Consider the following 21,787-nt stretch of genomic DNA (forward strand, 5'->3'; position numbering starts at 1 on the left):
TCCGCTCTACTTAAACGATATCAAGATCGGCATCAGGAGATATCGTTTCTGTAGCCGCAAGCAAGCAGGCGCCCCTTCCCACCTCCCTACGCCCCCGCCCAGAGCCCCTCCGCCGTGAGCCCCAGCAGGTCGATGGCGTTGCCCCGGACGATGCGGTCCACCACCTCCGGGTCCAGGTGGCCCATCTGCGCCTCGCCGACCTCCCTCGACTTCGGCCAGGTGGAGTCCGAGTGCGGGTAGTCCGTCTCGTAGAGGACGTTGCCCACCCCGATGGCGTCCAGGTTGCGCAGCCCGAAGGCGTCGTCGAAGAAGCAGCCGTAGACGTGCTCCGCGAAGAGCTCGGACGGCGGGCGGTGGACCTTGTCGGCGACGCCGCCCCAGCCGCGGTTCTCCTCCCAGACCACGTTCGCGCGCTCCAGGATGTAGGGGATCCATCCGATCTGGCCCTCGGCGTACATGATCTTCAGGTTCGGGAAGCGCTCGAACTTGCCGCTCATCAGCCAGTCCACCATGGAGAAGCAGCAGTTGGCGAAGGTGATGGTGGAGCCGACGGCCGGCGGGGCGTCCGCCGAGGTGGAGGGCATGCGCGACGAGGAGCCGATGTGCATGGCGATGACCGTGCCGGTCTCGTCGCAGGCCCGCAGGAACGGGTCCCACTCGTCGGTGTGGATCGACGGCAGCCCCAGGTGCGGCGGTATCTCGGAGAAGGCGACCGCGCGCACGCCGCGGGCGGCGTTCCTGCGCACTTCCTCCGCGGCGAGGAGTGCGTCCCACAGGGGGATGAGGGTCAGCGGGATGAGGCGGCCCCCGGCTTCGGGCCCGCACCACTCCTCCACCATCCAGTCGTTGTACGCGCGCACTCCGAGCAGCCCGAGCTCCCGGTCCTTGGCCTCGGTGAAGGTCTGGCCGCAGAAGCGCGGGAAGGTGGGGAAGCAGAGGGCGGACTGGACGTGGTTGACGTCCATGTCGGCGAGGCGCTCGGGAACCGAGAAGGAGCCCGGGCGCATCTGCTCGTAGGTGATGACTTCCAGTTTGATCTCGTCACGGTCGTACCCCACCGCGGTGTCGAGGCGGGTGAGCGGCCGGTGCAGGTCCTCGTACACCCACCAGTCGCCGACCGGGCCGTCGTCGCCCCTGGCGCCCATGACCGGCGCGAACTTGCCGCCGAGGAAGGTCATTTCCTTGAGGGGGGCGCGGACGATCCGGGGGCCGGTGTCGCGGTACCTGGACGGGAGCCGGTCCCGCCAGACGTTGGGGGGCTCAACCGTGTGGTCGTCCACCGAGATGATCTTCGGGAAGGTCTCCATGCGCTCTACCGTAGCGCTGAACTGACGACCCGTCAGCTATTCGGACCGCAGTCCCGCCACAGTCGCAGTTCGGCCAGGAGCGGTTGGCTCCGCTGCGGGCTGACTTGTACGTGCAACACAGGGCAGACTGACCCTTGAACCGACGGAAGGCAGGGGGGACGACAGATGGACGGCGTACCGCCCATCCCGCAGCAGCGGAACAACCCCGACGCGGCCCGGTCCCACAGCGGCACCGGCACCACGCCCGACGCTCCCGTGCCCGAACCCCCGGGCGCCCCCGCCCCCGCCGGCAACCGCTTCGCCGTGCTCGGCCCCGTCCGCGCCTGGCTCGGCGCCGAGGCACTGCCCTCCGGCAGCCCCCAGCAGCGCGCCCTGCTCGCCGTACTGCTGCTGCGCGACGGCCGCACCGCCACCGCGCCGGAGCTGATCGACGCCATCTGGGGCGAGCACCCCCCGCAGCAGGCCCTCGCCACCATCCGCACCTACGCCTCCCGGCTGCGCAAGGTCCTCGAACCCGGGCTGCTCGTCAGCGACGCCGGCGGCTACGCCATCCGGCTGCGCCACCAGGAGTCCCTGGACCTCGGCATCGCCCGCAGCCTGGCCGCCGACGCCGAGAAGGCCCGCGCCGCCGGGGAGCGCACCCTCGCCCGTACGCTGCTGGCCCGCGCCCTGGAGATGTGGGACGGCGAACCCCTCGCCGGGGTCCCCGGACCGCACGCCGAGACCGAGCGCACCCGCCTGTCCGAGTGGCGCCTCCAGCTGCTGGAGACCCGCCTCGACCTCGACCTGGAGGTCGGCCACCACGCCGAGGCCGTCTCCGAGCTCACCGCCCTCACCGCCGCCCACCCCCTCCAGGAACGGCTGCGCGAGCTGCTGATGCTCGCCCTCTACCGCAGCGGCCGGCAGGCCGAGGCCCTCGCCGTGTACGCGGACACCCGCCGGCTCCTCGCCGAGGAGCTCGGCGTCGACCCGCGCCCCGAGCTGTCCGCGCTCCAGCAGCGGATCCTGAACGCCGACGCCGAGCTCGCCCGCGCAGAGGACCCCGCCCCCACCGCCGCGCCCGTACCCGTGAGGCCCGCCCAGTTGCCCGCCACCGTCCCCGACTTCACCGGCCGCGCCCCCTTCGTCGCCGAGCTCGGGGAGATCCTCGCCGGCGCCGACGGGCAGGTCATGGCCGTCTCCGCACTGGCCGGCATCGGCGGCGTCGGCAAGACCACCCTCGCCGTGCACGTCGCCCACGCCGCCCGGCCGCACTTCCCCGACGGGCAGCTCTACGTCGACCTCCAGGGCACCGAACCCCGGCCCGCCCTCCCCGAAGCCGTCCTCGGCTCCTTCCTGCGGGCCCTCGGCACCCCCGACAGCTCCATCCCCGACTCCCCCGCCGACCGGGCCGCGCTCTACCGCTCGATCCTCGACGGCCGCCGCGTCCTGGTCCTGCTCGACAACGCCCGGGACGCCGCCCAGGTCAGGCCGCTGCTGCCGGGCACCGCCGGCTGCGCCGCCCTCGTCACCAGCCGGGTCCGGATGTCGGGCCTCGCCGGGGCCCATCTCGTCGACCTCGACGTGATGAGCCCCGAGGAGGCCCTGCAGCTGTTCACCCGCATAGTCGGCGCCGAACGGGTAGGCGCCGAACGGCAGGCCGCCCTCGACGTCGTAGGCGCCTGCGGCTTCCTGCCGCTCGCCATCCGCATCGCCGCGTCCCGGCTCGCCGCCCGCCGCACCTGGACCGTCTCCGTCCTCGCCGCCAAGCTCGGCGACGAGCGCCGCCGCCTCGACGAGCTCCAGGCCGGCGACCTCGCCGTCAAGGCCACCTTCGAGCTCGGCTACGGCCAGCTGGAGCCCGCCCAGCAGCGCGCCTTCCGCCTCCTCGGGCTCGCCGACGGACCCGACGTCTCCCTCGCCGCCGCGGCCGCCGTGCTCGACCTCCCCGAGCACGACACCGAGGACCTCCTGGAAGCTTTAGTCGACTGCTCCCTGCTGGAATCCGCCGCGCCCGGCCGCTACCGCTTCCACGACCTCGTACGGCTCTACGCGCGTGCGTGCGCCGAACGCGACGAGCGGCCCGACGGCCGCGGGGACGCCCTCGACCGGCTCCTCGACTTCTACCTCGCCACCGCCGCCCGCGTGTACTCCGTGGAGCGCCCCGGGGACCGGCTCCCCGCCCACCTCAGCGCCACCCGCCACCCCGGCCTGGTCCTCACCGACCCCCGCACCGCCCTGGACTGGCTGTTCGCCGAGGCCGACCCGCTGCTCGCCTGCGTACGGCAGTCCGCCGGCCGGCCGGGCGCCCTGCGCCGGGCCGTGGACCTGCTGTGGGCGGCCAAGGACCTCGCCGAGTCCGGCGCCAACTCCAAGCAGTACGAGGCCGCCGCGCTGACCCTGTGCGAGGCCGCCCGCGCCGCCCGGGACCCGCGCACCGAGGGCCGGGCGCGCACCACCCTCACCATGGTCCACCTCTTCGCCGGCCGCTTCGCCGAGGCCGACGAGCAGGCCCGCCAGGCGATGGAGCTGGCCCGCGAGGCCGGCGACCCGCTGCCCAGCTGCTGGGCGCCCAACGACCGGGGCATCATCGCCCTCTACCAGAACCGCTACGAGGACGGCGAGCGCTACCTGCTGGAGGCCATAGAGAGCTTCCGTGCCGACGACAACCACATCGGCGAGGCCAGCGCCCTGTGCAACCTCTCCCGCATCCACGTGGGCCTGGGCCGCCTCGGCAGCGCCATCGACCTCGCCCGGCAGGGCATCGCCGTCTACGACCGGATGGGCCTGACCCTGCGCCTGGCCAACGGCCGCTACGCGCTCGGCATCGCCCTCACCCAGGCCGGCCGGCTCGGCGAGGCGCTGGCGCAGCTCGGCGAGGCCCTGTCGCTGTTCCACGACAACCGGCAGCCGCTGTGGGAGGGCGTCACGCACTTCCGGCTCGCCGAGGCCCACCTGGCGGCGCAGCGGCCCACCCTGGCCGCCAAGCACGCCGAGCAGGCGATCGCGCTGCGCGGCATCGGCGGGGAGTGGCGCCGGGCCACCGTACTGACGGTCCTGGGCAAGGCGCTGCGACGCCTGGGCCAGCCGGACCGGGCGCGGGCGTGCTGGCGGGACGCGGAGTCGGTGTTCGCCCAGCTCGGGTCGGCCGAACTGGCCGAGGTGCGGGCCCTACTGGCGTCGGAACTGGCTGCCTGACCTGCTCGTTTCCGGGCGGCCGGCGGGCTGCCGCGCGATGGACGTGGACGTTCATCGTTCGTTTATCGCCTCGCGCCACCATGGGTACATCGACCCGGCGCTTCGGGGGACAGCCGGGCCGGTTGGAGGACTACCCGTTCGGCGGTCCACGGGGGAACCGCCGAACGGGCCCGACCCAGCACGGGCCCGACTCAGGATCAGGAGAGCCGAGATGACGACGAACGAGAACAGCCTGCCGCTCGACGCGGACATCAGACCGTTCGACAACCACGCCTCCGGTGCCGAGATCGACCCGCGGGAGCTTCCCGCGGAGCCGCCGGTGGTGAAGCCCGGGGAGTCTCCGGACGACAACCACGCCTCCGGCGAGGAGATCGTGTCGCTGGACAACCACGCGTCCGGCCCGCGCCCGTAACACCGGGAGCGGGGCACGGCGTACGGGGGAGACGTACGGGGGAATGCGTACGGGGGGCCCTTGAGCGGTCGTACGGGGGACGTACGGGGGGACCGCTCGGGGGGCGTACGGGGGAAAGAACGCAAGGACGGACGGCCCACGGGGGATTCGGGGGAATTCGGGGCCGTCCGCACGGGGGAATGAGCGCGGTGGCCGCGGTGGCCGGAGGGGGACCACCGCGGCCGCCGCCTTTCCGCGTCCGGTGCGCCGTAGGGTGTGACCGTGTTCACTTCTCAGGGACCCAGCCTGCGGGAACTGGCCGTCCAGGCCCTCTCGTCCGTCGAGCGCGGCTACGACCTGCTCGCGCCCAAGTTCGACCGGACCCCGTTCCGGACCCCGGACCGGATGCTCGACGCCGTCGAGGAGACCCTCGCCGCGCGCGAGGGGTCCTTCGGGTCCGGGCTGGACGTGTGCTGCGGTACGGGCGCGGGGCTGGGGATGCTGCGCCGGCTGTGCCGGGACCGGGTGACGGGGGTCGACCTCAGCGCGGGCATGCTGGCGGAGGCCGCGCGGGCGCATCCCGAGGGCGTGGACCTCGTACGGGCCGACGCGCTGGCGCTGCCGGCCGAGCTCGGGGACTCGTACGACCTCGCGGTGAGCTTCGGCGCCTTCGGCCACTTCCTGCCGTCCGAGCGGCCGGCCCTGTTCTCGGGGGTGCACCGGGCGCTGCGGCCGGGCGGTGTCTTCGCCTTCCCGGTCGGCGCCCCGATCCCGCCGTCCTCCCCGCTGTGGTGGGCGGTCGCGGGCTTCGACGCGGCGATGCGGGTCCGCAACGCGGTGTGGCGGCCGCCGTTCGTGATGTACTACCGCACCTTCCCGTTCGGCCCGGTCCGCGCCGACCTGGAGGCGGCGGGCTTCCGCGTGGAGACGGTCCCGCTGGAGCACTTCGGACACCGCGAGGACGGCACCCCGCGGTGGCGGCTGCTGCTGGCGCGGAAGCCGGTGTGATCACCAGACCCGGTCGAAGGGGAGGTGTACCCGCAGCTGGTCGGTGAGGTCGTTGCCGGCGCGGAGGCGGGCGGTGTCGTTGGCGGAGAGGGCGCGGCCGTAGACGCGTACGTCGTCCAGGGCGCCCGCGTAGAAGGCCTTGTAGTCGGGCTGCGTGCCGAGGTGGACGGTGAAGGCTCCGGCGGGGCGGAAGTCCATCTGGTCCGGGGTGAGTCCGGTGGTGGCGGGCGGGGCTCCGTCGACGGAGAGTTCGAGGCGGGTGCCCTTGCGCTGGAGGACGACGTGGTGCCAGGCGTCGTCGTCGGTGCGGGTGCGGGTGGTGACGGAGGCGGGGCCGGTGCCCGCGTTGACGGTGGCTTCGAGGCGGCCGGTGGCGGGGTCGGCCTCGATGCGGAGCTGTTTGGCGGCCGGGCCCTGGCCGTAGGCCCAGAGGAGGGGCTGGCGCAGGCCGCTGTCGCGGTCCTGGCCGCGGGTCTTGTACTTGACCCAGGTGGTGACGGCGAAGTCGGCTTCGCCGATGCGGAGTTCGCCGGGGCAGTTGATCAGGCGGAGGAAGTCGTCCTTGCCGTCGAAGCGCATGGCCTTGCCGCCGTCGGGGCGGTTGCCGAGCCTGGGGGCGCCGTGCACGACGGCGTGGTTGTGGAACGGGGTGGCGTCGGCGGTGTGGCGCGGAGTGAGGTCCTCGGTGGCGGCCTGGAGCTCGTGGGGGCCGAAGGCGGTGAACTTGATGTAGCCGTGCGGGGTGCCGTTGGCGGTCTCGTAGAGCATGCCGACCCGGCCGCCGGGCAGGGCCGTCATGTCGGAGTAGCCGGCGCGCTCGCGCAGGACGACGGCGCCGCCCTTGGACCAGGTGCGGCCCTCGTCCTTCGAGGTGCGCACGGCCAGGGTCCAGCGGTCGGAGAACTCGGCGCCGGGCCGGCTGGGCGCCGACAGCAGCAGGGGGCCGCCGGGCAGCTGGAGTACGGATCCGGAGGCGGGCGGGGCCGGGAGGTCGGCGACGGGGAGGAAGCCGGGGTCCGGGACGGCGGGTGCGGCGGCGTCCTCGACGATCGCGGCGACGCGGTGGTCGGGGGTGCCGCAGGTGGCGGTGGAGCGGGCGTTGACGTAGATCCGGCCGTCGGGCAGCTGGGTCAGGGCGGGTTCGTTGGGGGCGGGAGTGCCTTCGGGGGCGCCCCAGCGGGCTCCGGGCCGCCAGGTGAGGCCGCCGTCGTCGCTGTAGAGGAGCTGGGCGCCGGATTCGTTGGACTCGGTGCGGTAGTCGGCGCTGACGACGAGCCGGCCGGGGCGGTCGGGGCGGGTCGGGGTGAGCTGGATGCCGTGGCCTGGTCCGACGGAGACCCAGGCCCAGTCGGCGCCCTTGAGCTGGGGCTGCGGGGCGGGGTCGGTGGTCCAGCCGGCGCCGTCGTCGGTGCTGTGGGCCAGGCGCAGTTCGCGGGGGCCGCGTACGCGGTTGCCGTCGGCGTCGGGGGTCCAGGTGCTGTAGGCGTGGAGCAGGGTGATGCGTCCGGAGGCGGAGTCGACGACGGGGACGGGGTTGCCGTAGGCGCCGGGGTCGCCCGCGCCGCGGACGACCTGCATGGGTCCCCAGGTGCGGCCCTCGTCGGTGGAGCGCTTGAGGACGATGTCGATGTCGCCGATGTCGTCGCAGCCGGCGGTGCGGGCCTCGGCGATGGCCAGCAGGGTGCCGTCCTTGGTGGTGATGAGGGTGGGGATGCGGTAGCAGTCGTAGCCCTCGGTGAAGGCGCTGAAGGGCGCGGAGACGGCGGCGGTCAGGCCGGCCGCCTTCTTCGCCTTCGCGGGTCCGCCGCCGTCGGCGGGGTCGGAGGGTGCCGGGGCGAGGGTGAGCCAGCCCGCGGTGCACAGGCCCAGCACGCCGGTGACGGCCCACGCCACGCCCGCTCTCCGGGCCGGCCGACGGAACCGGAACGGCAAACGGAATCGGACACCTGACTGGTTTGGGCTCACCCGTGCAGGCTAACGCCCCGGCGGGGCGCGGCTGTGGCACGCCGTCCGGGTCGGCCGCGTCGCGGGCCTGCCGGGGCCGGCCTGATCCGAAAGACACGGCCTGGCGGTCAGCGTGTGCGCAGCTCCGTCTTGAGGACCTTTCCACTGGCGTTGCGCGGGAGGGCGGGGACGAACTCGACCTCTCGCGGGACCTTGTAGTTGGCCATCTCCCGCCGGGACCAGGCGATCAGGTCGTCGGCGGTGAGGGTGGAGCCGGGGCGGCGGACCGCGTACGCCTTGCCGACCTCGCCGAGGCGGGGGTCGGGGACGCCGACGACCGCGACGTCGGCGATGTCCGGGTGCAGGCCGAGGAGTTGCTCTATCTCGGCGGGGTAGGCGTTGAAGCCGCCGACGATGAACATGTCCTTGATCCGGTCGGTGATGCGCAGGTTGCCCGCGGCGTCGAGGACGCCGACGTCGCCGGTGCGCAGCCAGCCGTCGGGGGTGACGGCGGCTGCGGTGCCCTCGGGGTCCTCGAAGTAGCCGCGCATGACGTGGTGGCCGCGGACCAGGACCTCTCCGGCCTCGCCGGCCGGGAGGGCGGTGCCTTCGGGGCCGGCGACGCGTACCTCGGTGTCGGGGATGGCCCGGCCGGAGGTGGCGGCGACGGTCTCGGCGGGGTCGTCGCGCCGGCACATGGTGACGATGCCGCCGGCCTCGGAGAGCCCGTACGCGGTGAGGACGGTGGCGATGCGCAGTTCGGCGCGGAGCCGTTCGACGAGCTGGAGGGGGACGACGGCGGCGCCGGTGACGACCAGGCGCAGGGCGGACAGGTCGTGGTGGTCGCGCTGGGGGTGGTCGAGGAGGGACTGGTGGAGGGTGGGCGGTCCGGGGAGTACGGAGATCCGCTCGGCGGCGATGTTGGCGAGGACGGTGTCCACGTTGAAGACGGGCTGGGGGACCATCGTGGCGCCGCGCATCAGGCAGGCGATGATCCCGGCCTTGTAGCCGAAGGTGTGGAAGAAGGGGTTCACGATGAGGTAGCGGTCGCCCTCGCGCAGTCCGGCGAGTTCGCTCCACACGGCGTAGCAGCGCAGGGTCTGGGCGTGGGTGATGACGGCGCCCTTGGGGCTGCCGGTGGTGCCGGAGGTGAAGATGATGTCGGAGGGGGTGTCGGGGCGTATCGCGTCGGCGCGTTCGCGGACGGCGGCGGCGGTCACCGCGTCCCCGCCGGCGAGGAAGTCCTTCCAGGTGCGGAAGGCCTCGGGGGCGTCGTCGGCGAGGACGACGACCTGGTCGAGGTGGGGCAGGCCGGGGAGGGGTCCGGTGCCGGACCCTTCGGCGGTGGCGCGGCGCAGGGAGGCGACGTAGGAGGTGCCGAGGAAGGTGCCGGTGACGAAGAGCAGGCGGGCGCGGCTGCGGGCGAGGACGTAGGCGGCTTCGGCGCCCTTGAAGCGGGTGTTGAGGGGGACGAGGACGGCGCCCGCGGTGACGGCTCCGAGGGCGGAGACGATCCATTCGAGGGTGTTGGGAGCCCAGACGGCGACCCGGTCGCCCGGTTCGGTGCCGGCGGCGAGGCAGGCGGCGGCGGCCCGTTCGACGCGGGCGCCGAGTTCGGCGTAGCTGATGCGGGTCCGCCCGTCGACGACGGCCTCGCGGTCGCCGTAGCGCTCGGCGGCGTCCCGCACGAGGGCGGCGACGGTGCGCCAGCGCAGGTCGCCGCGGGGGTCGGGGGTGTCGGCCGGGGCCGGTCCCGTGCGGCCCGCGTCCGCTCCGGAGTCCTGTTCGATGCCGTCCGCGCCCGCGCCCTCGTACATCCGCCCGCCCCTCCCTGGAACCCAGTAGCTGACTATCCGTCAGATTAGCTGTAGCCTTCGCGGCTGTCAGTACTGGCGCACCCGGAGGTGGCGATGGCGGCAACGCTCAAGGACGCTACGGCAATCGTCGGCATCGGCCAGACCGCCTTTGCCAAACGGCTGCCGTCGACCGAGAAGGAACTGGCCTGCCGGGCGATCCTCGCGGCCCTCTCCGACGCGGGCATCGCACCCTCCGAGGTCGACGCCTTCGCCTCCTACACGATGGAGGAGACCGACGAGGTCGAGGTCGCCAAGGCCGTCGGCGCCGGCGACGTCACCTTCTTCTCCAAGGTCGGCTACGGCGGCGGCGGTTCCTGCGCCACCGTCGGCCACCTCGCCGCCGCCATAGCCACCGGCCAGGCCACCGTGGGCGTCGCCTGGCGCTCCCGCAAACGCGGCTCCGGACCCAGACCCTGGAAGAACACCTCCGTCCAGCTGCCCACCCCGGGACAGTGGACCCGGCCCTTCGGACTGCTGCGCCCGGCCGACGAGATCGGCATGCTGGCCCGCCGCTACATGCACGAGTACGGGGCCACCCGCGACCACCTCTTCAACGTCGCGATGGCCTGCCGCAACCGGGCCAACGAGAACCCGGCCGCGATGATGTACGAGCGGCCGCTGACCCGCGAGATGTACATGAGCTCCCGCATGATCAGCGACCCGCTCTGCCTCTTCGACAACTGCCTGGAGACGGACGGCGCGCTCGCCTGCGTGATCGTCTCCGCCGAACGGGCCCGGGACTGCCGGCAGAAGCCCGTCTACGTGCACTCCGCCGCCCAGGGGCTGCCCGCCCAGCACCACGGGATGGTCAACTACTGGAACGACGACCCCCTGTCCGGCCCCGCCTGGACCGCCGCCCGCCACCTGTGGAAGCAGGCCGACTTCGGCCCGGCCGACGTGGACGTCGCCCAGATCTACGACGCCTTCACCCCCCTGATCCCGCTCTCCCTGGAGGGCTACGGCTTCTGCGGGCGCGGCGAGGGCGCCGCCTTCACCGAGGGCGGGTCCCTGGAGCTCGGCGGCCGGCTGCCGATCAACACCGGCGGCGGCGGGCTGAGCGAGGCCTACGTCCACGGGTTCAACCTGATCAACGAGGGCGTCAAGCAGCTGCGCGGCACCTCCACCGCCCAGGTGCCGGACGCCGCCACCTGCCTGGTGACGGCGGGCGAGGGCGTCCCGACGTCCGCGATCCTGCTGCGCGCGTGAGGAGCCGACCGATGACCCCCGCCGAAGAGACCACCCCCGGCCAGAGCACCGTTGGCGGGCCCGCAGCCGCGGAGCCCGCAGCCGCGGAGTCCCTCCTGCTGCCCGTGCCCGACGAGGACGGCGCCCCCTTCTGGGAGTACGCCGCCCGGGGCGAACTCCGCGTCCAGGCCTGCACCGCCTGCGGCCGGCTGCGCTTCCCGCCCCGCCCCTGCTGCCCGCACTGCCAGTCCTTCGACAGCGAGTGGCGCCCGATGAGCGGCCGGGGCCGGATCTGGTCCTGGGTGCGGCCGCACCCGCCGCTGCTGCCCGCGTACGCCGCGCAGGCCCCGTACAACGTCATCCTCGTCGAGCTGGCCGACGCCCCGCAGATCCGGCTGGCCGGGAACCTCGTCGCCTCCGCCGACGCCCCGCTGAACTCCGTGGACCCGGCGCGGCTGCGCATCGGCGCCCGGGTCCAGGTGGTGTTCACCGAGACCGGCGGGATGAGCGTGCCGCGCTGGGTCCTGGAGAAGGCATGACCCTGCGCGTCGAGCGGGACAAGGCCGCCGGGGTCGCCGTCGTCACCCTGGACCGGGAGCGCCGGCACAACGCGATCGACCTGGAGACGGCCGCCGCGCTGGCAGCGGTGTGGCGGGAGCTGCGCTTCGACGGGGACGTGCGGGCGGTGGTGCTGACGGGCGCGGGCACCGCCGCGTTCTGCACGGGCATCGACCGCTCGGCGGACGTTCCGCAGCCGGAGTCACCGTACTCGGCGGACGACCCGCTGATCGCGATCGGGCCGAAGGCCAACGACCTGTGGAAACCCGTGGTCGCCGCCGTCAACGGCATGGCCTGCGGCGGGGCGTTCTACCTGCTCGGCGAGGCGGAGTTCATCGTCTCCTCCACCGGCGCGACCTACTTCGACCCGCACACCTCGTACGGGATGGTCAGCGCCTACGAGGCCGTGTACATGGCGCAGCGGATGCCCTTCGGGGAGGCGGCCCGGATGTCCCTGATGGGGACGGCGGAACGGCTTTCCGCGCGGCGGGCGTACGAGATCGGGCTGGTCTCGGAGCTGGCGGAGCCCGGGGAGCTGCTGGAGGCGGCGCTGCGCTCGGCGCGCACCCTGGCCGGTTTCCCGACGGAGGCGGTACAGGGCACCGTACGGGCCCTGTGGTCGGCGAAGCGGGCCGCGCTCCAGCAGGCCCTGGACCAGGCGCCGGCGCTGATCGCGCTGGGGAACCTGCCGCCGGAGCGGCAGGCGGACCTGTTCGCGTCCCGTCCGCCGGGGACGGACTTCCGGCTGCGCTGAGCCGCGGGGCGGGGTCGGTGTCCGGAGGGCGGCCCCGGGCGCCGCCCGACGTGTCGGCATTCACCACCCCACACCCGGAACGTGCTCCTCCATTCTCTGCGCCACCAGCGAAGACACCCTCCACAGCGTGCTCCGCCGCCGGAAACCGTGGTTGCATCCCGAGCACCGAACCCGGCGGCGAACCGCACCACTCCGCGTCCCTTCGGTGGCATCGAACCACCATGAGGAGCACGGCACAGTGCGCACCATCTCCACCGAGATCAGCATCGACGCGACCCCCGAAGAGGTCTGGGCGGTCCTCACCGACCTCCCCCGCTACTGCACCTGGAACCCGTTCATCCGCGAGGCCGCCGGGGAGGCGGTCCCCGGGGAGCGGCTCACCCTGAGGATGTACCCGGAAAAGGGGAAGCCCACGACCTTCCGGCCGACCGTCCGGGTCGCCTCCCCCGGCACCGAGCTGCGCTGGACCGGGCACTTCCTCGTGCGCGGCCTCTTCGACGGCGAGCACTACCTGCGCCTGGCCGAGGGCCCGAACCGCACCACCCGGCTGGAGCACGGCGAGCGCTTCCGCGGCCTGCTGGTGCCCTTCCTCGGCAAGATGCTGGACGGGACCGCGCGGAACTTCACCGCGATGAACGACGCCCTGCGCGCCCGCGTCGAATCGGCCCGCGCCACCTCCTGACGCACCCGGCGTGCGGCTCCGGCGCCGCGGACGTAGCGTCGGGATCATGACCGCTACCCCGGAGGGCCGGGCATGATCCGCAACGCGATCGGTTCGCTCATGGGTCTGATCGGCGCCACGGCCGCCGTCTGGAGCCCCTTCCGCGCCTGGTACGACGGCCGCCCCGGCCGCGACTACCGGATCGAGGAACTGTTCGCCGGCTCCGGCATCACCGACGACGGGGCCGCCCCGCTGGGCTCGCTGCTGCTGCCGTACCTGTTCGCGGCGCTGCTGACGCTGCTCGCGGTCGTGCGGCGCTCGCGGCTGCTGATGGCGCTCGCCGGGGTCGTCGTACTGGGCTTCGCGGTGCTGTGGACGGTCCGCCAGGGCCAGGCGGCCGGGGGCCTGTCGGTCGGGATCGAGGGCACCGGCATCGGCTCCGGCGTCGCCACCGCCTTCGGCGCGGGCGCCCTGCTGCTGCTCGCGGCGGCGGTCATGCGCGGCCGCCGGCGCCGCACCCGGCGCGAGCTCCCGCGCGACGGGCTCGACCCCGTGGACCCCGCGCCGTGGGCTCCGGCCCCGTCGAAGGACCACTGAAACGGCGGCGGCCCCGCACCCCGAGCGGGGAGCGGGGCCGACCGGCGCGTGCTGTGGATCAGGCCTCGACGGTGCCGGAGGCAGCGATCTCGATCTTGGCGCGGGTGGCGCCGGACGGGGTGCCCAGGGACTCGATCTTGTCGACGATGTCCTGGCCCTCGACGACCTCGCCGAAGACGACGTGCTTGCCGTCGAGCCACGAGGTGACGACGGTGGTGATGAAGAACTGCGAGCCGTTGGTGTTGCGGCCGGCGTTCGCCATCGACAGCAGGTACGGGCGGTCGTGCTTCAGGTCGAAGTTCTCGTCCTCGAACTTCGCGCCGTAGATGCTCTTGCCACCGGTGCCGTTGTGGTTGGTGAAGTCACCGCCCTGCAGCATGAACTGCGGGATGACGCGGTGGAAGCCGGAGCCGGCGTAGCCGAAGCCGTTCTGGCCGGTGGCCAGCTGGCGGAAGTTCTCGGCCGTCTTCGGGACGACCTTGTCGAAGAGGCTGAAGACGATGCGGCCGGCGGGCGCACCGTCGATGGTGATGTCGAAGAATACGTTGCTCATGGGTCCCATCCTGTCACTCCCGGTACCAACAGCACCCCGGCGGGGCCGCGGACGGGCCCCCTGGCGCGTCGCGCAGGCCCCCGCCGCAGGACGGCGGGGGCCTGCGGCGTGCCTGGTCAGGAGCCCGTACGGGTGCCCGTGCCCTTCGCGGCGTCCAGGGCGTACACACAGCGGTCCTTGCTGCACGCGTACACCACGCCGGCCTCCGCCACCGGGGCACCGGTGATCTCGCCGCCCGTCGCCAGCTTCCAGCGGAGCTGGCCGCCCCCCGCGTCCAGCGTGTACAGGCAGTGGTCGGCGGAACCGAAGTGGACCCGGCCGTCCGCGACCACCGGCGGGCCGGTGATCTCGCCGCCCGCCGCGAACCGCCACTTCGGGGTGCCGGTCACCGCGTCCAGCGTGTACAGGGCGCTGCCCGCGCCCAGGTGGACGCTGCCGTTCGCGACGAGCACCGGGTCCGACGCCGGGCGCGGCTCGGTGGCGATGCGCCAGCGGTCGTTGCCGGTGGCCGCGTCCAGGGCGTAGACGGTGCCCAGGTAGTCGGCGAGGTAGACCCCGCCGCCCGTGACGGCCGGGCCGGGGGCGAAGGCGGGCGGGGCCAGGAAGACCGCCGGGGCCTCGAAGTGCCAGCGGACCCGGCCCGAGGACCGGTCGACGGAGAGCACGCGGGTGCCGGCGGCGACGTAGACATTGCCGTCGGGGGCGGGCGTCACGCGGACCGGGACGTTGCCGCAGGAGGCCGCGTCGCCGACCGGGTACGACCAGGCCTCCTGGCCGGAGCGGGCGTCCAGCGCGCGCAGCCGGGCGTCCTGCCAGACGTACACCGTGCCCTCGTGCAGGACGGGCGCCGCCTCCGGGGTCTCGAAGTCCGACTGGGCGCCGCTCAGCTCCCACAGCTTCTGCCCGTTGGACGCCTCCCAGCCCTGGACCCCGCCGCCGCGCGTGGCGGTGATGACGGTGCCCCGCTCGGCGCGCAGCGCGTACACCCAGGCGTCGGCGTTCAGGCGCCACCGCTCGGAGCCGTCCTTCGCGTCGAGGGCGAAGAGGGAGGGGCCGTCCGAGGCGTGGATGCGCCCGTCGGCGACCGCCATCGACCAGGCCACGTCCCGCGTCTTGAACTGGCGCCGGCCGCTGCCGACGTCCAGGGCGTGCACCTCGAAGGACGTCACGTACAGCAGGTCCCCGGCGACGGTCGGAGTGCCCCACACCTCGTTGGACATGCGGAAGCGCCACGGCCGCCAGCGCCCGCTGTCCGGCGACGGCCCGGGGGCCGGTACGGACGGGGTCGCCACCGGGGCGGCCGCCGACGCCGGAGTACCGGCCGGCGGGCGCACCCAGCCGGTCGCCGAGTCCGCCGCGGCGTGCCCCGCCGGGGCGGAGGCCGTCGCGCGCGGCCCGGGCCCGATCGGCACCGGCGAACCGCCGAGCCGCACGGGCATGCCGGGCATCGACGACACCGGCACCGGGGCCGGGCCCCGCACCGGCGGCGGGGTCAGCGGCGGCCGGTCCGGGCGCGGCGGCACGGCCTGCCCGGTACGCGGGTCCACCCACGGGTCGGCGGCGCCGCGCGGGGGCCGGCGGTGCGTGGAGGGCCCGGCGGGCGGCGCGGGGGAGGCGACGGGGGACGGGGTGGTCCCCGTACGGTTGCCCGCGCGCCGGGTCTCGATCATCGCGACGGCCCGCTCCGGCAGCCACGCCGAGGCCGTCCCGCTGTCGTCGCCGCCGTCGAACAGGTGCGGGGCCAGCTGCGCCTGGAGGTCGGCGGGGGTCGGGCGCTGGGTGGCGTCCATCTGCATGCAGGAGTCGATCAGCGGCCGCAGCTCGTCCGGCAGCCCCTCCAGGTTGGGGCCCTCGCGCAGCAGCATGAACACCGTCTCGACCGGGTTCGCACCGTGGTACGGCGGGTGCCCGGTCGCGGCGAAGACGAGGGTCGAGCCGAGCGAGAACACGTCACTGGCGCCCTTGACGCTGCGCGAGTCCTTCGCCTGCTCCGGCGACATGTACGCCGGGGTGCCGACGGCGACGTTCGTCATCGTCAGCCGGGTGTTGGACACCCCGCTCGCGATGCCGAAGTCGATCACGCGGGGGCCGTCCTCGACGACCAGCACGTTGGACGGCTTCAGGTCGCGGTGGACCAGCCCGGCGCCGTGGATGGACTGGAGCGCCTCGGCGATGCCGGCCGCGAGCCACCGCACGGCCTGGGCGGGCATGGGCCCGCACTCGTTGACGATCTCCTCCAGGGAGGGCGCCGGAACGTACGCCGTCGCCAGCCACGGCACCGCCGCGCGCGGGTCGGCGTCGACGACGGCCGCCGTGTAGAAGCCGGACACGGCGCGCGCCGCCTCCACCTCACGGGTGAACCGCACCCGGAACAGCTGGTCCTCGGCGAGTTCCGTACGCACCGTCTTGATCGCGACCCTGCGGCCGGACGCCGACCGTGCGAGATAGACCAGCCCCATGCCGCCGGCGCCGAGCCGTCCCAGCACCTCGAAGGGGCCGATCCGTCTCGGGTCGTGCTGCGTCAGCTGCTCCACCACTCGCCTCCACTACCTCCCCGTACGGGCCCCTGCCGGACCCGCTTCCACCCGCGCGCGGCTGCCAAGGGCGCGCGCACCGGTACGACCCGATTCTGTCAGGCCCGCGCCTGGTCCGACCCCGGCTACGGGTGTGCGTTGGGCCGCGGCTCCGACAGCAGCGCGAACACCGCCCCCTGATTGTCCGCGACGACCGCGATCCGCCCGTACGGCGTGTCGAACGGATCGGCCGTCACGCGCCCCCCGAGCCGCTGCACCGTGGCGACGGCGCGGTCGCAGTCGGGGACCGCGAAGTAGACGAGGAAGTGCGCCGGCATGATCTCCGGGAAGGCGTCGGTGATCAGGCTGCGGCCGAGGACGGCCGTGTCGGGGCCGGGCGTGCTGCCGGGCGGGGACCAGACGCGGTACTCGACACCGGTCTCCGAGTCGTCCTGGTCCTGGGGGACGTAGCCGAAGACGTTGGCGTAGAAGACGTCGACGGCGTCGCGGGCGCGCGTGTAGACCTCCGCCCAGCAGTACGTGTCCGGCTCGTCCTGGGCGTCGAACCCGTGGTGGGTACCGGGCTGCCACAGGCCGAAGACGGCCCCGCCGGGGTCGGCGGCCATGGCGGCTGTGCCGTACGGGCCGACGGGCTGCGGGTCCATCACCATCTGGCCGCCCGCGGCGCGGATCCGGGCCGCGCAGGCGTAGGCGTCGGAGGTGTACAGGTAGACGCCCCAGACGGTGGGCATGCGGCCGTCGGGCTTGGGGGCGAGGGCGGCGACGTTGCGGCCCCGGCTGTAGGCCTGGGTGTAGCCGCCGTACTCGGCGCCGGCGGGGGCGGCGAAGGTCCACCCGAAGAGCTCGCCGTAGAAGCGCTTGCCCGCCTCGACGTCCGGGAGCGAGGCGTCGACCCAGCAGGGCGAGCCTTCCGCGAATGCGGCTGCGGCCATGGGGCGGGTTCCTTCCGTCGTGCGGGTGGTGCGGGTCGTGCGGGTCGTGCGGTGGTGCGGGTGGGCGGTGGTGCGGGTTCGTTCCGGTGCGGGCCGTTGGGTAGCTTGGTGGGCTTGTCCGGAGAGCGGGCGTTTCATGCCTATGAGCCATGGTCCGCCCGAAAACTTGTCCACAGCCTGTTGATAAGACTATTCGGGGGATAAGGGCCGGTACGTACCGGCCCTCCCCGGGCGCGACGGCGGCCGGAATCCGCCGCCGGGCACCGCCCGAAGGGCCTCCCGGGCAGGTCGACGGCCGGGTAACCCCATTTGCAGGCGGCCGAATAGCGCGCCGATCGCCCCTCGGTAAGCTGACGGCATGACAGGACAAGTACGCACCGTCGACGGGCGTGTCGCCGGCCGGCGCGGCCAGGCGACGCGGCAGAAGCTGCTCGACTGCCTCAGCGAGATGCTCAGCTCCTCGCCGTACCGCGACGTCAAGGTGATCGACGTCGCGCGCAAGGCCGGTACCTCCCCCGCGACCTTCTACCAGTACTTCCCGGACGTCGAGGGCGCCGTCCTGGAGATCGCCGAGCAAATGGCCACGGAGGGCGCGCAGTTGACGGCGCTCGTCGAGGGCCGGAACTGGGTCGGCAAGGCCGGCTGGGCCGCCGCCGAGGAACTCGTCGAGGGTTTCCTGGAGTTCTGGCGCAGCAACGACGCGATCCTGCGGGTCGTCGACCTCGGTGCCGCCGAGGGCGACAAGCGGTTCTACAAGATCCGCATGAAGATCCTGAACTCCGTCACCAACTCCCTTACGGAGTCGATGAAGGAGCTCCAGGCCAAGGGCAAGGTCGACAAGGACCTCAGCCCGGCCGCCATGGCGGGCTCGCTCGTCGCGATGCTGGCCGCGGTCGCCTCGCACCAGAAGGGCTTCCAGACCTGGGGCGTCAAGCAGGCCGAGCTCAAGCCGAACCTGGCGCTGCTCGTGCACCTGGGCATCACCGGCAAGAAGCCGACCAGGTGACGGCGGAGCCCCTGGAGGGCTCCGCCGTCGATCTCCCCCCACCTGCGGCCAGGTCCGCCATCGGGTCCGCGGCCGCGCCTGCGGTCAGCGCCGCTCCAGGCGGAACAGCCTGATCTCCCGCTCGATGCGCGCCTGGTACGTCGCGTACGGCGGCCAGAACCTCAGCACCGCCTGCCACGCCGCCGCCCGCTCGGCCCCCTCCAGCAGCCGGGCCCGTACCGCGATGTCCTGCCCTTGCCAGCTCACGTCCGCGTCCGGGTGCTTGAGCAGGTTCCCGGTCCAGGCCGGGTGGCCGGGGCGGCCGAAGTTGGAGCCGATCAGCAGCCAGCTCACGCCTCCGTCCTCCGGCATGCACGCGAGCGGAGTGGTGCGCGGCTCGCCCGTCTTCGCACCCCTGGCGGTGAGGATCACGCCCGGCAGCATCCGGGCGCTGAGCAGCACCTTTCCCCGGGTGAGGCGGTGCACCGCCTTGTCCATGGCGGGGATGAAGCGGGGTGCGATCCTGGCGAAGAGGAGGGTCGAGGAGACCTTCTGCATCAGCTTGACGCCGAGGCCGGCGGGACCGGTGGAAGCGCTGGGAGCCATCAGACGGCCGCCTTCTCTGGGGTCGCGGACGGGTCGAAGAGTCCTGCGTGGTGCGCGGCGTGCGCGCGCAGCCGGTGGACGGGGCCGAAGAGCAGTTCGTCGGCGGCAGCCCGTTTGAAGTAGAGGTGGGCGTCGTGCTCCCACGTGAAGCCGATGCCGCCGTGCAGCTGGATCGCCTCCCCGGCGGTGGCCCGCAGGGCATCCAGGGCCTGGGCGAGGGCCAGGCCGCCCTGGTCCGGGTCCCAGGCGGCGTAGTAGGCGGCCGAGCGGGCCGCCTGGACCTGTACGTAGAGGTCGGCGAGGCGGTGCTTGACCGCCTGGAAGGAGCCGACGGCCCGGCCGAACTGCTCGCGCCGGCGTACGTACTCCACGGTGCGGGCGAGCGCCCGGTCGGCGGCGCCCACCGCCTCGGCGGCGAGGACGGCGGCCGCGCCGCGGCCGGTGGCCGCGAGGGCGGGGAGGGGGCTGTGGTGCTCGTCTTCGCCGAGCAACTCCGCTTCGACGTCCCGCAGTTGGATCCTGCCCTGCGGGCGGGTCTCGTCGAGGGTGGCCTGCCGGGCGCGTGCGAGGCCGGTCGCGTCCTCCCGTACGAGGAACAGCAGGGTGCGGCTGCGGGCGAAGCCGCCGGTGTGCGCCGCGACGAGGAGCAGGCCGGCGCTGTGCCCGTCGAGCACCTGGGGAACCTCCCCGTACAGCCGCCACCCGTCGTCGGCGCGGCGCGCCTGGACCCCGCCGGCGCGGCCCCCGCCCGCCCAGTCGCCGGGGGCGTTGTCGCCGGTCAGGGCGAGTGCGGCGGCCAGGGCGGGGCCGGGGACGGCGAGGGCGGCGGTCAGCCCCCCGGCGGCGAGCGGCGGCAGCAGGGCGGAGCGCTGCCCGGCGGTGCCGAGGGCGGCGACCAGCGGGGCGGCGAGGACGGCGGTGGCGAGGAGGGGGGAGGGCAGCAGCGCGCGCCCGGTCTCCTCGCAGGCCAGCGCGAGGTCCCCGGGGGCGCAGCCGACGCCGCCGTACTCCTCGGCGACGGCGATGCCCGGCAGGCCGAGCTGCCGGGAGAGCTGCTGCCACAGCTCGCGGTCGTGTCCCGCGGCGGTCCGGACGGCGGCTTTGACCTCGTCCGGCCCGCTGCGTTTGGCCAGGACCTCGCGCAGGGTACGGCGCATCTCGTCCTGCTCCGCGGTGAAGGCGGCATCCATCGTCGGGCTCCTCCCCGTATCTGACGGGGCGTCATGTTAGGGCGGCGGGGGTGAGATGCACAGGGGGGAGGCCGCCCTTTGCCCGGCGCGGGCGGAGGGGGAGGGGGAGGGGCCTTTGCGGCATCGGCGGCATCGGCGGCATCGGCGGCATCGGCGGCATCGGCGGCATCGGCGGCATCGGCGGCATCGGCGGCATCGGCGGCATCGGCGGCGGTCTAGCATCTGACGGGACGTCAGTTGTACCGTCCGATCATGCCTGGACCCCTTTCTGCGCCCGTCTCCCCCTCCACGCCCCGACGCCGGGTCGCGGTGGTCGGCGTCGCCCTCTCGGACTGCGGCCGGGTCGACGGCCCGACCCCCTACGCCCTGCACGCACAGGCCGCCCGCCGGGCACTGGCCGACTCCGGCCTCGACCGCTCCGTCATCGACGGCTTCGCCTCGGCGGGGCTCGGCGTACTCGCCCCGGTGGAGGTGGCCGAGTACCTCGGACTGCGGCCCACCTGGGTCGACTCCACCTCCGTCGGCGGCTCCACCTGGGAGGTCATGGCGGCCCACGCCGCCGACGCCATAGCCGCCGGCCACGCCAACGCCGTCCTGCTCGTCTACGGCTCCACGGCCCGCGCCGACATCAAGGCCCGGCGGCGCACGTCGAACCTGTCGTTCGGGGCACGGGGGCCGCTGCAGTTCGAAGTCCCCTACGGCCACACGCTCGTGTCCAAGTACGCGATGGCCGCGCGGCGGCACATGCACGAGTACGGCACCACGCTGGAACAGCTCGCCTCGGTGGCCGTCCAGGCGAGGGCGAACGCCGCGACGAACGCCGACGCGATGTTCCGGGACCCCATCACGGTGGAGGACGTCCTCTCGTCGGAGCCGATCGCCGACCCGTTCACCAAGCTCCACTGCTGCATCCGCTCGGACGGCGGCTGCGCCGTCCTGCTGGCGGCCGAGGACTACGTACCGGACACGGCGAAGTCCCCGGTGTGGGTGCTGGGCACGGGCACGTCGGTGTCCCACACGACGATGTCGGAGTGGGAGGACTTCACCGTCTCCCCCGCGGCCGCCTCGGGCCGCCAGGCCTTCGCCCGCGCGGGCCTCACCCCGGCGGACGTGGACCTCGCGGAGATCTACGACGCCTTCACGTACATGACCCTGGTGACCCTGGAGGACCTCGGCTTCTGCGCCAAGGGCGAGGGCGGCGCCTTCGTGGAGAAGGGCCGCCTGTTGCGGGAGGGCGAACTCCCGGTCAACACCGACGGCGGCGGCCTCTCCGCCTGCCACCCGGGCATGCGCGGCCTCTTCCTCCTGGTCGAAGCCGTCCGCCAGCTACGCGGCGAAGCGGGCCCGGGCCAGGTCACGAAGCCCGGAGGCCGCCTCCCGCAGGTGGCCCTGGCCTCGGGCACGGGAGGCTGGTTCTGCTCCTCGGGCACGGTGCTGCTGGGGCGGGGGTAGGGGCGGTATGCCCTGAGACGGTCTCATGGCTGGTTTGGGGGTTTCCCGTCAGTCCCATCGTCCTTCCGGTTCGGGCCGGTCCCTCAAGGGCGCTCCT

18 protein-coding genes are annotated in these 21,787 nt (G+C 73.8%); 10 read left to right on the forward strand and 8 right to left on the reverse strand.

Features of this window, described 5'->3' with window-relative positions:
- Positions 1 to 86: 86 nt before the first annotated feature.
- Positions 87 to 1,307 (reverse strand): amidohydrolase family protein, encoded by a 1,221-nt coding sequence (locus tag ACZ597_RS29440; protein WP_471336291.1) that lies wholly within the window; start codon positions 1,305 to 1,307, stop codon positions 87 to 89.
- Between the two features lie 165 nt (positions 1,308 to 1,472).
- On the opposite strand from ACZ597_RS29440, the gene afsR reads away from it, so the two are divergent.
- From afsR to ACZ597_RS29455, 3 genes are all read left to right on the forward strand, one after another.
- Positions 1,473 to 4,484, forward strand: coding sequence for an SARP-family global regulator AfsR (gene afsR / locus ACZ597_RS29445; protein ID WP_471336294.1), 3,012 nt, complete (start codon positions 1,473 to 1,475; stop codon positions 4,482 to 4,484).
- A gap of 211 nt (positions 4,485 to 4,695) precedes the next feature.
- Positions 4,696 to 4,896 carry a hypothetical protein gene (locus ACZ597_RS29450; RefSeq protein ID WP_471336297.1) on the forward strand — a complete coding sequence of 67 codons (201 nt, stop codon included), beginning with the start codon at positions 4,696 to 4,698 and terminating at the stop codon, positions 4,894 to 4,896.
- A 261-nt stretch (positions 4,897 to 5,157) separates the two neighbouring features.
- On the forward strand, positions 5,158 to 5,883 hold the full coding sequence (locus ACZ597_RS29455) for a class I SAM-dependent methyltransferase (protein WP_471336300.1): 726 nt from the start codon (positions 5,158 to 5,160) through the stop codon (positions 5,881 to 5,883).
- Here ACZ597_RS29455 and ACZ597_RS29460 read toward each other — a convergent pair whose 3' ends face one another.
- Positions 5,884 to 7,776, reverse strand: a complete 1,893-nt coding sequence (locus tag ACZ597_RS29460; RefSeq protein WP_471336304.1) for an exo-alpha-sialidase — start codon at positions 7,774 to 7,776, stop codon at positions 5,884 to 5,886. It lies immediately after the preceding gene.
- Positions 7,777 to 7,955: 179 nt separating this feature from the next.
- A complete protein-coding gene (locus ACZ597_RS29465) occupies positions 7,956 to 9,644 on the reverse strand; it encodes a FadD3 family acyl-CoA ligase (protein WP_471336307.1) in 1,689 nt (562 codons plus the stop codon).
- 93 nt (positions 9,645 to 9,737) lie between these two features.
- Here ACZ597_RS29465 and ACZ597_RS29470 point away from each other — a divergent pair, with 93 nt between their 5' ends.
- The 5 genes from ACZ597_RS29470 (at position 9,738) to ACZ597_RS29490 (ending at position 13,438) form a co-directional block, all read left to right on the forward strand.
- On the forward strand, positions 9,738 to 10,889 hold the full coding sequence (locus tag ACZ597_RS29470) for a lipid-transfer protein (protein ID WP_471336310.1): 1,152 nt from the start codon (positions 9,738 to 9,740) through the stop codon (positions 10,887 to 10,889).
- An 11-nt stretch (positions 10,890 to 10,900) separates the two neighbouring features.
- Complete coding sequence (locus ACZ597_RS29475) at positions 10,901 to 11,407, forward strand: Zn-ribbon domain-containing OB-fold protein (protein WP_471336313.1); 507 nt, start codon at positions 10,901 to 10,903, stop codon at positions 11,405 to 11,407.
- Positions 11,404 to 12,180 (forward strand): enoyl-CoA hydratase/isomerase family protein, encoded by a 777-nt coding sequence (locus ACZ597_RS29480; RefSeq protein WP_471336316.1) that lies wholly within the window; start codon positions 11,404 to 11,406, stop codon positions 12,178 to 12,180. Before ACZ597_RS29475 ends, ACZ597_RS29480 begins: the two co-directional genes overlap by 4 nt.
- A 238-nt stretch (positions 12,181 to 12,418) precedes the next feature.
- Complete coding sequence (locus ACZ597_RS29485) at positions 12,419 to 12,862, forward strand: SRPBCC family protein (protein WP_471336319.1); 444 nt, start codon at positions 12,419 to 12,421, stop codon at positions 12,860 to 12,862.
- 72 nt (positions 12,863 to 12,934) lie between these two features.
- Positions 12,935 to 13,438, forward strand: coding sequence for a hypothetical protein (locus ACZ597_RS29490; protein ID WP_471336322.1), 504 nt, complete (start codon positions 12,935 to 12,937; stop codon positions 13,436 to 13,438).
- 58 nt (positions 13,439 to 13,496) lie between these two features.
- On the opposite strand, the gene ACZ597_RS29495 is transcribed toward ACZ597_RS29490, so the two are convergent.
- The 3 genes from ACZ597_RS29495 to ACZ597_RS29505 form a co-directional block, all read right to left on the reverse strand.
- Positions 13,497 to 13,991 carry a peptidylprolyl isomerase gene (locus tag ACZ597_RS29495; protein ID WP_471336325.1) on the reverse strand — a complete coding sequence of 165 codons (495 nt, stop codon included), beginning with the start codon at positions 13,989 to 13,991 and terminating at the stop codon, positions 13,497 to 13,499.
- Between the two features lie 116 nt (positions 13,992 to 14,107).
- The gene (afsK, locus tag ACZ597_RS29500) at positions 14,108 to 16,525 is read right to left on the reverse strand and encodes a protein serine/threonine kinase AfsK (protein ID WP_471336328.1); all 2,418 of its coding nucleotides are present in this window, start codon (positions 16,523 to 16,525) and stop codon (positions 14,108 to 14,110) included.
- Between the two features lie 125 nt (positions 16,526 to 16,650).
- Positions 16,651 to 17,457 (reverse strand): VOC family protein, encoded by an 807-nt coding sequence (locus tag ACZ597_RS29505; protein ID WP_471336331.1) that lies wholly within the window; start codon positions 17,455 to 17,457, stop codon positions 16,651 to 16,653.
- Positions 17,458 to 17,815: 358 nt separating this feature from the next.
- Here ACZ597_RS29505 and ACZ597_RS29510 point away from each other — a divergent pair, with 358 nt between their 5' ends.
- Positions 17,816 to 18,463: a TetR family transcriptional regulator gene (locus tag ACZ597_RS29510; RefSeq protein ID WP_007265731.1), complete on the forward strand. Its 648-nt coding sequence runs from the start codon at positions 17,816 to 17,818 to the stop codon at positions 18,461 to 18,463.
- Positions 18,464 to 18,547: 84 nt separating this feature from the next.
- On the opposite strand, the gene ACZ597_RS29515 is transcribed toward ACZ597_RS29510, so the two are convergent.
- Positions 18,548 to 19,048 (reverse strand): nitroreductase family deazaflavin-dependent oxidoreductase, encoded by a 501-nt coding sequence (locus tag ACZ597_RS29515; RefSeq protein ID WP_471336334.1) that lies wholly within the window; start codon positions 19,046 to 19,048, stop codon positions 18,548 to 18,550.
- Positions 19,048 to 20,238: an acyl-CoA dehydrogenase family protein gene (locus ACZ597_RS29520; RefSeq protein WP_471336337.1), complete on the reverse strand. Its 1,191-nt coding sequence runs from the start codon at positions 20,236 to 20,238 to the stop codon at positions 19,048 to 19,050. Before ACZ597_RS29520 ends, ACZ597_RS29515 begins: the two co-directional genes overlap by 1 nt.
- Before the next feature lie 252 nt (positions 20,239 to 20,490).
- On the opposite strand from ACZ597_RS29520, the gene ACZ597_RS29525 reads away from it, so the two are divergent.
- Positions 20,491 to 21,690, forward strand: a complete 1,200-nt coding sequence (locus ACZ597_RS29525; RefSeq protein ID WP_471336340.1) for a thiolase C-terminal domain-containing protein — start codon at positions 20,491 to 20,493, stop codon at positions 21,688 to 21,690.
- Positions 21,691 to 21,787: the final 97 nt, after the last annotated feature.

The sequence above is a fragment of the Streptomyces sp. NPDC040718 genome (assembly GCF_055593565.1).